Below are 14,253 nucleotides of genomic sequence, written 5' to 3'. Positions count from 1 at the left end.
TGGCAGGATGCTCACGTGCACCGCACCCTGCCATGGTCCCTGTTGGTGGCTGCCCTTTCCCTTCATCTGATCTTCGGTGCTCTCGCCGGGGTGATCGTGCCCGGGCTCGTGGCCCAGGCCGACGAGGACGCCAAGGAGACGAACCTCGCGCTCATCATGGCGGCGTCCTCACTGGCGACGATGCTGGTCTACCCCGCCATTGGAGCGTGGTCGGACCGGACCCGGACCCGCTGGGGCCAGCGGACGCCGTGGATCGTCGTCGGCGCTCTCGCCTCCGGGCTCGCCGTCGCCGCACTCGGGCGCGCAGAGACCGTGCTGGCGGTCGGCCTCGGATGGCTGCTCGTCCAGCCGCTGCTTCACCTCGTCCAAGCGCCGCTGGAGGCGGTGCTCGCGGATCGCGTCTCGCCCTCCCTGCGCTCGCGAGTGTCCTCGTCCTATACCTTCGGCGCAGTGCTCGGGCTCGCTGTGGGTGCCGCGAGCGCCGGGCTCCTGCTCGACCGGCCGGCTCTGCTGACCGCTGGACTCGCCATCGTCCTCGTCGTGACGATGCTGGGCTTCGTCCTCGTCGAGCCGGAACGGAGCGAGGTGCCGGGACCGCGCACCACGCAGGCGTGGTCGCGGGCATGGGCGATCCGCGACTTCCGGCTGGTGTTCCTCAGCCGGGCGCTCTTCACGCTCGGTAGCCAGTTCGTCGCGGGCTACCTGCTTTACATCGTCATGGACTTCAGCAACACCGATGAGGTCACGGCCGGACCGATCGTCGGCATACTCAGCGCCACCTACGTGGGCTGCCTGGCCGTGGGCACTCTCCTCGCGGCACGCATCGGCCAGAGGGACCGGGTGCGGACCGTGATGATCTCCACCGGTGTCTACGCCGCAGCGCTGGTGATCCCGCTGGCAACGCCCTCCGTGGGAGGCCTGGTGGCCTTTGTCCTCGTCGCGGGCATGGCGCGCGGCGCGTTCCTCTCAACCGGGCTCGCGCTCATGATCGACGTGCTGCCCTCCGGAACGAACCACGCTCGCGACCTCAGTGTGCTCGGACTGGCGACACTGCTGCCGTTGACTGTGGCGCCCCTGATGGCCGGGTCACTGCTCGCCGCGTCCGGCAACAGATACTCCGTGCTCTTCATCGCTGCCCTCATCACGTCCGTCGGATCGATCCCGGTGATCGGCCGGATCTCCCGCCCCCACCCTTCCGCTCCAGGGGGCTAACCGTCCGGAGCGGTCAGAGCTCCCCCGCAGACACGACACCCCTGGTCCGTCATGGACCAGGGGTGTCGTATCTATCGTGCGACGTGGCTAGGTGCTCACTTGTCCACAACGGCGAGGACGTCGCGCGCGGAGAGGATGAGGTACTCCTCGCCCGCGTACTTGACCTCGGTGCCGCCGTACTTGCTGTAGATGACGACGTCGCCTTCCTTGACGTCGACCGGCACGCGGTTGCCGCTGTCGTCAACGCGACCCGGGCCCACGGCCAGGACCTTGCCCTCCTGGGGCTTCTCCTGGGCGGAGTCCGGGATGACCAGACCGGATGCGGTGGTCTGCTCGGCCTCGAGGGTCTGCACAACGATGCGGTCCTCGAGCGGCTTGATGGAGACCGACACTGCGGACCTCCCCTTCTTCGTGAGATGGGACGGACAATGGTTCTCTCACCGTCGCCGTGCGGCCGCCGTCGCGGGAGCCGGACGCTCGTCTTACGGTGATGCAGCAGAAGCCGCTCAGCGGCTCCTGCGCGCTTCAATCTACAACACGGCTAGCACTCGCTCAAGGTGAGTGCTAAAGCTGCGCGGTCAGCCCGGCGCGCCGGGCCCCGCTCCACCAGACCAGAACCGCTCCGCCGAGGATCGCGAGCAACGCGAGCGGCACCATGCCCGCTGCGGCGGCGCCGGTCGCAGGCAGAGCGCCGGGTGTCGTGCCGGGGCCCCCGGAACCATCATCGGAACCCTCCTCACCGGACGGCGGATCAACGGGACCGGGATCGGTCGGCGGGCCACCCGGCCCAGGATCGGTCGTGGGCGGGTCCGTCGGCTCAGGATCCGGCCCGGCGTCGTCATCTCCGGCGAAGGCACCGCCGAAATCGAGTGTGTAGTCGTGCGAGTAGAACTTCTGCAGCTCTTGTGGCAGCTCCTGCGCTTCCAGGCCGTTGCCGTACAGGTCGACCGTGCCCACATCCTGCAGCACGCGAATCGTGGTGCCGTCCTCCAGCGAAGGAACCAGTGGCAGGGACTCGTAGGAGCCGTCCCGATCCCACATCCCCAGGGGGTTCGCCGACTCGACCGGCGCATCGTCTCGATCCCCGCTCCAGCCGTAGATGGCGAAGTTCCCGGTGTCGTCGGCGGAGCCGGCCTGGAGCGCGTAGTGACCGTCCGCGGTCTCGGTCATTCCCCGGAGCGCCCTGCCGTCCAGGTCGAGCGTGAACCAGTCGGTCACCTCAATCCCAGCACCGCCGAGGACCACGTCCGCGATGGAGCCGATCTCAACGATCAGTGCGCGCTCCCCCGCGGAGCCGGGAATCTCATTGTCGCCCACCGGCGCCTCGAGGTCGGGGCCGACCAGCGGGGAGCGGAAACCGAGCCACAGCGATTCGCCGTCGGGCGCGATCGCCGCAGCCTCGACGTTCAGGCTGTTCGGCCCTTCAGCCGAGTACCCGGCCTGCGTGGCGCGTTCGAAACGCAGCGCGCCCGGCGCGAGCCCGTGACCGCCGTCGTTGTCCCACGCGACGAGCGCGTCGGTGACACCGCGGGTGTAGCCGGCGAACGCCAGTTCCGTCCCCGCTCCGCTACCGCTGACTGTGGTGGCGGCGATGGTGTCCCGGTCCGGCCGGACATTGCCGGAGCGGGAGTTTCCCAGCGAGCCGATCCAGAAGATCGTGTCGCGGAGGCGGGCGGAGGCCTCGGTGTCCCAGGTCTCGCCGGGCTGGCGCACGTAGGGAATGTTCTCGTGGTTCTCCCCGTGGATGTCGAAGTGGGCCACCGGCTCACCGGAAGCCGGCCCGTAGAGCCGGATGCCGAGAGTGTCGTCATCGGCGACCAGCAGGTAGCCCTCGCCCACATCCTGCGCAGTGGAGGCATCGGCCAGGCCCACGTGAGCGCGGGCGTCCGCGGTCGGTAGGGCAGCCGAGACCCAGTAGCGCAGCGTGCTCCTCGCAAGGACCTCGCCCTCCCGCACGGCGAGCACGTCCAGATCGACGGTGCCGGTGCCCGCGGGTGTGGGCGCGATGCGGAAGGTCGTCCCGTCGAAGTCCACGTCGATGTCCTCCTCGCTCACCACCTCGGGCGCGGAGCTGGTGACCTGGATCTCGGCTCCGGTGAGGTCCGCGCCGTCGACCGGGAGCAGCCGACCGGTCGCGACCGCGTTGACCTCCTCACCGAGCACCGCCGACAAGGCGTTGCCCACACCGTGCGCCGTCCGCTGATCCCACGCGAACTCGGCGAGATAGTCCTCCTCGATGACCTCCACCGGCCCGCCAGGTTGGAAGCCCGGTGCGAGCGCCACGCCGCGGAAGGCAAAGTTCTCCGCGGCGACGGCCAGGACCTCCGGCTCCACCTCCGCGAACTCCCCTTCGTCCGCGATGCGCACCACGGAGTTGCCAAAATGCGAGCCAGCGGTGGCGTAGAGCACGGTGCCGGCTTCGCTGTCCCGAGCGGTCAGCCCCCAGAACTCGCCCTCCAGCGCCTCGTCTGCATCCCAGCCGCCGTCCTGCTGGGCGTATCGCACCAATGCCGGATCGGTGCCACCGGTGTAGGCGACGTAGAGATGCTCGCCGGCGAAGGCAAAATCGTGCGGCACGTCACGGCCGTCCGCCACGGGTGTGCGAGCGACGACCTCGAACTCCGCTTCGCTGATGGGGACGGCGGGCAGGCCCTCGCCCACCCGGACGATGCCGGAGTAGTCCGACCGGTCCGAGGAGACGTAGAGCTGTCCCTTGTGAATCACCGGGACGCGGTGGTTGCGGAGCTGCCCGCTGGATCCCGGAACGACCACGGTGGGATCGTCACCTCCGGCCTCGATGGTGAGCACTCCGGCGTCGTAGGGTGCGGGCGCACCACTGTTTCCGTGCCCGCCCACCCAGTACCGGGAGGCATCGGCGACGACGCCCCGGATGTGGCTGCCGGAGAAGGCACCGGCCAGCGAGGTGGACACGTCCACCGAACCATCCGGGGCCACCGCTCCCACCACGCGAAGCGTGTCCACGGTGGTGGAGGCGTTGGTCTGCGCGCCCAGGTCGGCGTCGTATCCACCGATCGTGAGCTCCGTGCCGTCGGCGGAGAGCTGGAGCGCCCCCGCCTGGTCACGATCGGCACCGAGGACGAAGCGATAGTTCTCCTCATCGCCGGCGTAGGGGATTCCCGTCTCGCCGATGAACGTGCCATCGGACTCGAGCAGATGAATGCTCACCGGCACCCCCTCATTGCCCGTGCGTGTGCCATCGCCGACCACCGAGACGGCGATCCGGTCCAGCTCGGGCTCAGGCGCTACGGGGACTGCGAGCGCGGGAGCGGCCAGAGCGGCCGAGGTGAGGGCGACAGCCAGGACTGCTGGCATCGCGAAGCGGCGCGGACGAGAGCGCATGGATCCTCCAGGTGGTGCCAGATGCACTGGCGCGGCGTCGGGGCTCCGTGGAGTGCACCAGGGCGCGGTGAACGCCGGATGTCGCCGGGGTGACGCCCGGACCGTTACGGGTGGCGGCACGGCCCATGTGAGGATCGGGCCATGGACTCCGCCGAACTCTCCGGACTGAAGCAGCTCCTCGACCCACAGGGCTGGGCGCTGCTGGAGATGTTGCCGCCCTACGACCAGGACAAGGCCATGGCCCTGTCCCAAGGCCTGCGCGCACGAGGGGTGGCACCTGATCTCGTGGCCGCGGCGCTGACGCAGTCCCAGCTGCGCGGCCAGGCCAGACGGAAATTCGGCGACTTCGCCGCCTCGATGCTCTTCACCCGCGCCGGCCTGGAGCAGGCGACGCGCCTGGTGGTCGGCGCCCACCACGCGCGGCGCTACCGCGATGCCGGTGCGAGCCTGGTGGCCGACCTCGGCTGCGGGATCGGCGGAGACTCCATGGCCCTGGCGGCTCTGGGTCTGCCGGTGCTCGCCGTCGAGGCGGACGAGGCCACTGCGGCACTGGCCACGGTGAACCTGCGGCCCTTCGAGAAGGCCCGGGTGCGACACGGCGATGCCCTCGAGCTCGATCTGGCGGCCGAGGGCGTGGATGCGGTCTTCGCGGACCCGGCCCGGCGCACTGCGGGGGGCAAGCGGATCTTCGACCCGGCCGGTTACACCCCACCCCTGGACCGGCTGCTCGACCTGCGGGAGCAGGTCCCGGCGTTGGGCCTGAAGGTCGCCCCGGGCATCCCGTACACCGCCATTCCCGGTGAGGCGCACGCCCAGTGGGTCTCCGTGGACGGCGACGTCGTCGAGGCGGGGCTCTGGTTCGGCCCGCTCGCGCCCGACGGGCCCGGCCGGAGCGCCCTGGTGCTGCGCGGGGATGAGGCGCACGTCCTGTCCGACTCGGGCACCGAAGCCGCCTCCGCGCCGAACTCCCCCGCACGGAGCGCCGAGGTCCGTGCGCTCGGCGACGTGCTCTACGAACCGGACGGCGCGGTGATCCGGGCCGGGCTGGTGGCCCGGCTTGCCGAGGACCTGGGCGCCGGGATCGTCAGCGACGCGATCGCCTACCTCACCGGGCCGGCAGTGGTAGAGACGCCCTTCGCCACCGGATACCGGGTGCTGGATCACTTCCCCTACTCGGCCAAGCGGCTCTCGGGCTACCTGCGCACGCACAAGATCGGGCAGGTGACGATCAAGAAGCGCGGCGTCGACGTCGATCCGGCACGGCTTCGCAAGCAGCTGGGACTGCGCGGAGAGAACGCCGCCACCGTGGTGCTGACCCGTCTCGCTGGCCGGCACAGTGCCGTGCTCGTGGAGCCACTCTGAGCCCAGGCGTGCAGACTGTGCAGATGGAAGGGTCACCGGCACCTCCCGGGCAGTTGAGATTCGCCCGATCACAGCGCTCCTCGCTCGGCATCGAGTGGGAGCTGCAGCTCCTCGATGCCGCTGGCGGCGATGCGCGCCAGGACGCCGATCTGATCATGGAGCGCGTGTGCGCCGGGCGCGCGGAGCAGAACCACCCGCACATCCATCGTGAGCTGCTGCGCAATACCGTGGAGCTGGTCTCCGGGGTGCACACCACCGTCGACGACGCCGTCTCCGACCTCCAAGGCACCCTCGCGGAGCTGCGCCGGGCCACCGATGAGCTGGGGATCGAACTCGGCGGGGGCGGCGCCCACCCCTTCGCGCGGCCGTCCATGCAACAGGTCACCGAGGATGACCGCTACACACGGCTGATCGACCGCACTCGCTGGTGGGGGCGGCAGATGCAGATCTTCGGTACCCACGTGCACGTGGGCATCGAAGACCGGGCCAAGGTGCTGCCGATCATGCGTGCCCTGGTCACCCGCTTCGCCCACCTGCAGTCGCTCGCCGCAGCCTCACCCTTCTGGGACAGCGAGCACACCGGCTACGCCACCAACCGGGCGATGATCTTCCAGCAACTTCCCACCGCCGGGGTGCCCTACCAGTTCGACTCCTGGACCGACCTGGAGGCCTACGTTCACGACATGACGCGCACCGGAGTGATCGACAGCTTCTCCGAACTGCGATGGGACATCCGCCCGTCACCGGCGCTGGGCACCATCGAGGTGCGGGTCTGCGACTCGGCCACCAACGTCACGGAGCTCCGCGCTGTCGTGGCCCTGACGCACTGCCTGGTGGAGCATTACTCCCGCATGCTCGACGCCGGTCGGGACCTGCCCCAGGCACCACGGTGGTTCGTGGCCGAGAACAAGTGGCGCTCGGCCCGGTACGGCATGGAGGCGGTGCTGATCAAGGACGAATCCGGTGAGCAGGAAGCCGTGGCGGAGACCCTCGCCGGCATGGTCACCGAGCTGGAGCCCATCGCGGCCGACCTCGGCTGCCTGGATGAGCTCGGCCTGATCCCCGCCCTGCTGCGTGCGAAGGCCCCCTACCAGCGCCAGCTCGAGGTCGCGGAGCGCCACGGCCTCACCGGAGTGGCCCTGCACCTGGCCGCAGAGATGCGCGCCGGGCACCCCCTGGAACCAGAGGCCTGAGCGCGCCCGGCGGCTCGACCGGGCAGCACCAGCACCGGCACCGGCACCGGCACCAGCACCAGCACCAGCACCAGCACCAGCACCAGCACCAGCACCAGCACCAGCACCGATCCTGTCACTCTTCCATTTCAGCACTAGTAGGTTTTGCCAACTAGTGGCACTCGTGATTAGTGTGTAGGCATGACCGATGGACCTGCAGCACCTAATCCCCAGCTCCTCAAAGGGGTCCTGCCGATGCTGGTGCTGGTCCTGCTCGACGAACAGGACTCCTACGGGTACGAGCTCGTCACCCGGCTGCGCGCGGCCGGGCTCGAGGAGGTCTCCGGCGGCTCGGTCTACCCGGTGCTCACCCGGCTCGAGCGCGATGCGCAGCTGACGTCCTACCTCGTGCAGTCCAGCGCCGGCCCCGCCCGCAAGTACTACTCGACGACCCCAGCCGGCCTGGCACTGCTCGAGCAACAGCGCCAGGACTGGCAGCACCTCACCGCCGTCGTCCATGCCGTGTCCGATCCTGAGGAGGTCGCCCGATGACAACCCACCCCGCCCCGCCGACCTCGGCTCACGAACCGAGCCAGCGCCCCTCCACGCTCGACCGGCTCCGCCGCACCTGGTACGTCACGAAAGTGGAGCTCTGGCTTGACGACGAGACCCCGCGCCACGAGGTCAAGAGCCTCACTGAAGGCTTGCGCGGCGATCTCGACGCCGCCGCGGCCGATTCCTCCATGCGCGAGGCCATCGCCGAGCTAGGCCCCGCACGTGAACTGGCGCGCAGCTATCGCCAGACGCTCTCCCGTACCCGCAAGCCGCTGTGGCTCACCGGCGTCGGGATGGCCAGCGCCTGGCTGCTCGTCGCCATGTTCGCCACCGCCTTCTTCGCCTCTGCGCTGTGGCAGTCCGCCGGCGAGCATGGCCGGGCCAGCGCCCAGCTGCTCTGGTCCGAGTTCGCCGTTGTGCGCACCGACACCGAGATCTCGACATCGATCAGCGGCGTGCACTGGACGGTGCTGATAGCGCTGGTGGTCTTCGTGCTCGGAGCGCGCCTGTGGCGGCTGATCCCTGCGTTGCGCCCCGGCACGGACGACTAGAGCGTGATGGTCTCCAACGGCATGCCCGAGTCCGTGGAGAGATCCCACGGTGAGGGCGCTGCGCCGGAGCGCACCACCGCCGAGCCCAGGGCCGCGATCATGGCGCCGTTGTCGGTGCAGTAGCGGATCGGCGGGATGCGCACGGTGATGCCTCGTTCGGCCGCTCGCTCGGCGGCGAGCTCCCGCAAGCGTGAGTTCGCCGAGAATCCCCCGCCGATCACCAGGGTGTCGCAGTCATGCGCCACGCAGGCATTGAGGGACTTGGTCACCAGCACATCGGCTACCGACTCCGAGAAGCCCGCCGCGACGTCGGCCGCAGGCAGGGCCTGGCCACGGGCCGCGCAGGCTTCCACGTAGCGCGCTACCGCCGTCTTCAGCCCGGAGAAGGAGAAGTCGTAGGCATAGCGGTGCTTGTCCTTGGCGGCGGTGAGGCCGCGCGGGAAGCGGATGGCGTCGGGGTCACCCTCGCGGGCCAGCCGGTCCACGTGCGGGCCGCCGGGGTAGGGCAGGCCGAGCAGGCGGCCCACCTTGTCGAAGGCCTCGCCCGCGGCGTCGTCGAGGGTCTGGCCGAGCTGACGCACCGAGGTGGCGATGTCATCCACCAGCAGCAGCGAGGTATGGCCGCCGGAGACGACCAACGAGACGAAGCGCTCCGGGAAGGCCCCGTGCACCAGCTCGTCGACCGCGGCGTGGCCAATGACGTGATTGATGCCGTACAGCGGCCTGCCGATCGACAGGGCCAGGCTCTTCGCGGCCGCGACCCCGACGGTCAGCGATCCCACCAGACCAGGTCCGGCGGTCACCGCGACGGCGTCGACCTGCGAGAGATCGACGTCAGCGCGCTCCAGGGCAGCATCGAGGGTGGGGACGAAGGCTTCGAGGTGAGCCCGGGAGGCGACCTCGGGAACGATCCCACCGAAACGGGCGTGTTCGTCCATGGAGGACGCAGTCACGTCGGCGAGCAGATCACGCCCGCGCACCAGCGCAACGCCGGTCTCGTCGCAGGAGGTCTCGATGCCCAGGACGAGCGGGCCGGCTGCATCAGTCACCGGTCCATTGTCCCACTGGCGATGCGGTGGCAGCGCAGGTCTCAGCCCCGGCCGGCGAGGGCCTTGCCGAGGTCGCGGTTCAAGGTGGAGATGACATCCAGCGGGATCTCCTTGGGGCACACCGCGGCGCACTCGCCGATGTTGGTGCAGCCACCGAAGCCCTCGGCGTCCTGCTGCTGCAACATGTTGACCACGCGCGCCTCACGCTCGGGCTGGCCCTGGGGCAGCAGGCCGAGGTGCGCGACCTTCGCGGCAGTGAAGAGCATCGAGGAGGCGTTCGGGCAGGCCGCCACGCAGGCGCCGCAGCCGATGCAGGCGGCGGCCTCGAAGGCACGGTCGGAGTCCTCCTTGGGCACCGGGGTGGCGTGCGCGTCCGGGGCGGCACCGGTGTTCACCGAGATGTAGCCGCCGGCCTGGATGATGCGGTCGAAGGAGGAGCGGTCGACCACGAGGTCCTTGATCACCGGGAAGGCCGAGGCGCGCCACGGCTCCAAGGTGATGACATCGCCGTCCTTGAAGGAGCGCATGTGCAGCTGGCAGACGGTGGTGCGTTCCGGGCCGTGAGCCTCACCGTCGATGACGATGCCGCACATGCCGCAGATGCCCTCGCGGCAGTCCGAGTCGAAGGCGACCGGGTCCTCACCGCGCTCGGTGAGTTCCTCGTTGAGCACGTCGAGCATCTCCAGGAAGGACATGTCACCGCTGATGCCCATGAGTTCGTACTGGACCAGCCGAGGCTCGGCAGACGGCCCGGTCTGGCGCATGACCTTGAGCGTGATCTTCACTTGTAGCTCCGCTGCTTCATCTCGACGTATTCGTACTGCAGGTCCTCCTTGTGGAGCACCGGCGCCTCGCCCTCGCCGCCCCATTCCCAGGCTGCGACGTAGGCGAAGTTCTCGTCGTCACGCAGTGCCTCACCGTCCTCGGTCTGGGACTCCGAGCGGAAGTGCCCACCGCAGGATTCGCGGCGGTGCAGGGCATCGACGCACATGAGCTCGCCCAACTCGAGGAAGTCGGCCACGCGGCCGGCCCGCTCGAGAGCCTGGTTGAGCTCCTCGTTCTCACCGAGCACCCGCACATCGCGCCAGAACTCCTCCCGGAGCTCACGGATGCGCCCGATGGCGTACTTCAGGCCCTCCTCGGAGCGGTCCATCCCGCAGTACTCCCACATGATCGTGCCGAGTTCGCGGTGGAAGGAATCGACCGAGCGCGAACCGTTGACGGAGAGCAGCTTGTGCACGCGCTCGCTGACCGAGGCGTGCGCCTCAGCCACCGCCGGGTGGTCCTCGGGCAGCGCCTCGAAGGGAGCGTCCGCGAGGTAGTCGTTGATGGTGTTGGGGAGAACGAAGTAACCGTCCGAAAGTCCCTGCATCAGCGCCGAGGCGCCCAGGCGGTTCGCGCCGTGGTCGGAGAAGTTCGCCTCACCGGTCACGAAGAGCCCGGGGATGGTCGACTGCAGGTCGTAGTCCACCCACAGCCCGCCCATCGTGTAGTGCACGGCCGGGTAGATCCGCATCGGCACCTCGTAGGGGTCCTCCCCGGTGATGCGCTGATACATATCGAAGAGGTTGCCGTACTTGGCGGCGACGGTGGATTTGCCCATGCGCTTGATCGCATCGGCGAAGTCGAGGTACACGCCGCGGCGCACCTGCTTGGTGGAGCCGTCCGGCTGAACCTCGTCCACCGCCGGGCCCACCCCGCGACCGTCGTCGCACTGGTACTTGGCCGAGCGTGAAGCGATGTCGCGCGGGACTAGGTTGCCGAATGCCGGGTAGATCCGCTCCAGGTAGTAGTCGCGGGCGTCCTCAGGAATCTCGCGCGGGTCCTTGTCGCAGTCGGCCGGGTCCTTGGGCACCCAGATGCGGCCATCGTTGCGCAGCGACTCGCTCATCAGGGTCAGCTTGGACTGGTGGGACCCGGAGACCGGGATACAGGTGGGGTGAATCTGGGTGTAGCAGGGGTTACCGAAGTAGGCGCCCTTGCGGTGTGCACGCCAGGCCGCCGAGACGTTCGATCCCATGGCATTGGTGGAGAGGAAGAAGACGTTGCCGTAACCACCGGTGCCCAGCACCACCGCGTCGGCCAGGTGAGTCTCGATCTCCCCGGTGACCATGTCGCGCACGATGATGCCGCGGGCTCGGCCGTCAGCCACGATCAGCTCGAGCATCTCGTGCCGCGCATAGGAGGTGACGGTGCCGGCGGCCACCTGGCGCTGGAAGGCCTGGTAGGCGCCGATGAGGAGCTGCTGGCCGGTCTGGCCGCGGGCATAGAAGGTGCGGGAGACCTGCACGCCACCGAAGGAGCGGTTGTCCAGCAAGCCCCCGTACTCGCGGGCAAAGGGCACGCCCTGGGCCACAGCCTGGTCGATGATGGCGGCGGACACCTCAGCGAGGCGGTACACATTGGACTCGCGGGCGCGGTAGTCACCGCCCTTGACGGTGTCGTAGAACAGCCGGAAGGTCGAGTCGTTGTCGTTCTTATAGTTCTTGGCGGCGTTGATGCCGCCCTGAGCGGCGATGGAGTGCGCGCGCCGGGCGCTGTCCTGGTAGTAGAAGGCCTTGACGTTGTAGCCGGCCTCGCCGAGGGTGGCCGCGGCCGAGGCGCCGGCAAGCCCGGTGCCCACGATGATCACGCTCATCTTGCGGCGGTTGGCGGGGTTGACCAGGCGGGCGGAGAACTTGCGCTCCTCCCAGCGGTTCTGCAGCGGGCCGGAGGGAGCCTTGCTATCGGCGATGGGCTCGCCCTCGCGGTAGAGGCCGTTGACGAGGCCCTCGCTGACGGCGGGTGCGGGAGTGTCAGTGGTGGTCATGGATCCTCGTTAGCTGATGATGCCGAACAGCATGGCGGTCGGCGGCGTCATGAAACCGATGAACAGAGCCAAGGCCACCAGGAGCGCCAGGATGTTGATCAGCCGCTGCTTGCGGCGGTCGGAGATGCTCAGGGTCTGCAGCGCGGAGAAGACGCCGTGGCGCACGTGGAGTGCGAGCGCGAGGTTGGCGATGAAGTAGAAGGTGTAGACCCACCAGGCCTCGGGCTGGAAAGCGGCCACCAGGCGGTCGTACTCGCTGTCGAAGCTTCCGCCGACCTCGAAACTCACCGTGGTGAACTGCAGGATATGGAAGATGATGAACAGCAGCAGGATCACACCGCCCCAGCGCATGGTGCGCGCGGCGTAAGAGGTTCCGGCTGAGCGCTTCTTCACCACGTAGGCGCGCGGGCGGGCCTTGCTGGCGCGCCGCCACAGCATCACCGCGGAGACGACGTGCACCACGAGCGCCACGGTCAGCACCACACGCTGGATCCACAGGAAGCCGTAATAGGGCAGCACCGGCGTCCCGAGCGTGCGCAAGGACTCCGCGTAGGCGTCGAAGCTCTCCTGACCTTCGAAGGCCTTGAAGTTGCCGTACATGTGCAGCAGCACGAAGCCCACGAAGAGGAGCCCGGAGATTGCCATGGCCCACTTGAGGGCCACTGTGGTGTACCTGGCCCGGCGGGGCACCGTCGGCGCCGGGGGTGCGGAGGTCGTCGCCATGAGGTCGATCCTAGCGAGACAGCGGCGATCCGCTGTCCGGATCCGTCCGGCGCGAGTGGCGGAATTTCGCGCGTCTCCCCTGACGAAAGGGGTCGTTCACCGCCGCGACGCCCGTCATGACGCGCTGTCAGCTAGGCCGGGATGGACCGCCTGGCCACCGTGCCACGCCCCACCACGGGCAGCTAGGTGACCCATCTCACCGTCGCCGATGGAACGCTGAGCGCTTCTGCGCGGTTACGTGCGGACATGAGCCCTGCCGTCTCGCACACGTCCGCACCTGCATCCGCAGCTCTGCCCGCCGAGATCCGGGAGACACTCTTCTCCGGAGCCCACACCACCCACCGCTATACCGCTGATCCCGTGGACGCGGCCACCATCCAGCAGGTGTACGAGGACCTGCGGTGGGCCCCGACGGCGATGAACACCCAACCCCTGCGCCTGACGGTGCTTGCCGGCGAGACGGCGCGCGGGTCGGTGATCGACCATCTCAGCGAGTCCAACCGTGACAAGACGCGCGCCGCGCCGCTGACGGTGGTGGCTGCTTTCGATCCGGCCTGGCACGAGCACATGGAGACCTTAGCGCCCCATCGGGCGGGGATGCGGGAGTCCTTCGCCGACCCGGCCAGGTCCGAGGCACGACTCGAGCTGGGCCGCTTCAATGGGTTGCTCCAGCTCGGCTACCTCATCCTGGGCCTGCGTGCCCACGGGCTGCAGGTGGGTCCGATGACCGGGCTGGATGCCGACGGTGTCGACTCCGCCGTGCATTCCGAGACCGGGTGGAGGACCTTGGCGGTCCTCAATGTGGGTCACGCGCCCGACCCCGAGGATCCGCAGGCGCAGCGCCCGCGCGCCGGCCGCCTGGAGTTCAGCCAGGCCGCCCAGGTGCTCTGAGCGTCAACTAGGTGCCGGTGACCTCAGCGCCGATCGGCCCCGGTCCGGTGTGGCGAGGAGGCCGTAGCCGCGCCCGCATCACCACGGCGTCCGCTCCCCCGGGGTAGTACCTGCGGCGCAGCCCCAGAGGCGTGAATCCGGCACGCGCGTAGAGCCGTTGCGCCCCCTCGTCTGCGGCGCGCACCTCCAGGAGGCAGCTGCGAGCACCGGCCTCGCGGGCCGCATCCAGCAGCGCGTCCACCAGGCGGGCGCCAATGCCCCGGCCCTGATGCGACTGCGCCACCCCGACGGTCATGATCTGGGCTTCGTCGGCGATGACCACGCCCGCATAGCCCACGAGATCGTCCTCGTCCACGGCGGCCACGTAGACGCGATCCGGCGCCTCAGTGAGCTCCTCGATGTAGGTGCCCCTCGGCCATGCACCGGCGCCGAAGAGCTCGGCCTCCAGTTCCATCACCCGATCAAGGTCGGCCAGGACCAAGGGCCGCAGTGACACGGCGGCCTGCGGCGCACCGGCCTCGTTCCCGCCCTGGTCCATCCACCCAGTCTCCCCCGGTGTTCCGTCGCGC

General features: G+C 69.2%; 13 protein-coding genes. 6 read left to right on the top strand and 7 right to left on the bottom strand.

The genetic code is table 11. The features are described 5' to 3' along the window. The first annotated feature begins 15 nt into the window (after positions 1-15). Positions 16-1,212, top strand: a complete 1,197-nt coding sequence (locus tag EDD31_RS09890; RefSeq protein WP_170163263.1) for an MFS transporter — start codon at positions 16-18, stop codon at positions 1,210-1,212. 95 nt (positions 1,213-1,307) lie between these two features. Here EDD31_RS09890 and groES read toward each other — a convergent pair whose 3' ends face one another. Further along, positions 1,308-1,604 (bottom strand): co-chaperone GroES, encoded by a 297-nt coding sequence (groES, locus tag EDD31_RS09885; RefSeq protein ID WP_123304001.1) that lies wholly within the window; start codon positions 1,602-1,604, stop codon positions 1,308-1,310. Positions 1,605-1,776: 172 nt separating this feature from the next. Then, a complete protein-coding gene (locus EDD31_RS14785; RefSeq protein ID WP_170163126.1) occupies positions 1,777-4,572 on the bottom strand; it encodes a hypothetical protein in 2,796 nt (931 codons plus the stop codon). 141 nt (positions 4,573-4,713) lie between these two features. On the opposite strand from EDD31_RS14785, the gene EDD31_RS09875 reads away from it, so the two are divergent. The 4 genes from EDD31_RS09875 to EDD31_RS09855 all read left to right on the top strand — a co-directional run bounded on the left by EDD31_RS09875 (position 4,714) and on the right by EDD31_RS09855 (position 8,212). Continuing rightward, complete coding sequence (locus EDD31_RS09875) at positions 4,714-5,934, top strand: class I SAM-dependent methyltransferase (protein WP_123304000.1); 1,221 nt, start codon at positions 4,714-4,716, stop codon at positions 5,932-5,934. Between the two features lie 23 nt (positions 5,935-5,957). Continuing rightward, a complete protein-coding gene (locus tag EDD31_RS09870; RefSeq protein WP_123305389.1) occupies positions 5,958-7,127 on the top strand; it encodes a glutamate--cysteine ligase in 1,170 nt (389 codons plus the stop codon). 180 nt (positions 7,128-7,307) lie between these two features. Continuing rightward, a complete protein-coding gene (locus tag EDD31_RS09860; protein ID WP_123303999.1) occupies positions 7,308-7,658 on the top strand; it encodes a PadR family transcriptional regulator in 351 nt (116 codons plus the stop codon). Then, a complete protein-coding gene (locus EDD31_RS09855; RefSeq protein ID WP_123303998.1) occupies positions 7,655-8,212 on the top strand; it encodes an HAAS signaling domain-containing protein in 558 nt (185 codons plus the stop codon). The genes EDD31_RS09860 and EDD31_RS09855 overlap by 4 nt, the downstream gene beginning before the upstream one ends. Here EDD31_RS09855 and tsaD read toward each other — a convergent pair. The 4 genes from tsaD to EDD31_RS09835 are packed head-to-tail and all read right to left on the bottom strand — an operon-like array spanning position 8,209 to position 12,793. Next, positions 8,209-9,261, bottom strand: coding sequence for a tRNA (adenosine(37)-N6)-threonylcarbamoyltransferase complex transferase subunit TsaD (gene tsaD, locus EDD31_RS09850; protein ID WP_123303997.1), 1,053 nt, complete (start codon positions 9,259-9,261; stop codon positions 8,209-8,211). The genes EDD31_RS09855 and tsaD overlap by 4 nt on opposite strands. Positions 9,262-9,302: 41 nt before the next feature. Then, entirely contained in the window at positions 9,303-10,046 is a 744-nt protein-coding gene (locus EDD31_RS09845; protein ID WP_123303996.1) for a succinate dehydrogenase/fumarate reductase iron-sulfur subunit, read from the bottom strand. Next, positions 10,043-12,070: a fumarate reductase/succinate dehydrogenase flavoprotein subunit gene (locus tag EDD31_RS09840; RefSeq protein ID WP_123303995.1), complete on the bottom strand. Its 2,028-nt coding sequence runs from the start codon at positions 12,068-12,070 to the stop codon at positions 10,043-10,045. Before EDD31_RS09840 ends, EDD31_RS09845 begins: the two co-directional genes overlap by 4 nt. Positions 12,071-12,079: 9 nt before the next feature. Then, positions 12,080-12,793 carry a succinate dehydrogenase cytochrome b subunit gene (locus EDD31_RS09835; protein WP_123303994.1) on the bottom strand — a complete coding sequence of 238 codons (714 nt, stop codon included), beginning with the start codon at positions 12,791-12,793 and terminating at the stop codon, positions 12,080-12,082. Positions 12,794-13,039: 246 nt separating this feature from the next. On the opposite strand from EDD31_RS09835, the gene EDD31_RS09830 reads away from it, so the two are divergent. Further along, the gene (locus EDD31_RS09830) at positions 13,040-13,684 is read left to right on the top strand and encodes a malonic semialdehyde reductase (RefSeq protein ID WP_123303993.1); all 645 of its coding nucleotides are present in this window, start codon (positions 13,040-13,042) and stop codon (positions 13,682-13,684) included. A gap of 7 nt (positions 13,685-13,691) precedes the next feature. On the opposite strand, the gene rimI is transcribed toward EDD31_RS09830, so the two are convergent. After that, on the bottom strand, positions 13,692-14,222 hold the full coding sequence (gene rimI, locus EDD31_RS09825) for a ribosomal protein S18-alanine N-acetyltransferase (protein WP_123303992.1): 531 nt from the start codon (positions 14,220-14,222) through the stop codon (positions 13,692-13,694). Positions 14,223-14,253 lie beyond the last annotated feature (31 nt).

Origin of the sequence: Bogoriella caseilytica, from assembly GCF_003752405.1 — a bacterium.
In the GTDB taxonomy this organism is placed as follows: Bacteria; Actinomycetota; Actinomycetes; order Actinomycetales; family Actinomycetaceae; genus Allobogoriella; species Allobogoriella caseilytica.
Note: the sequence above shows the minus strand (reverse complement) of the source record. Positions and strands in the feature narration are given on the sequence as shown.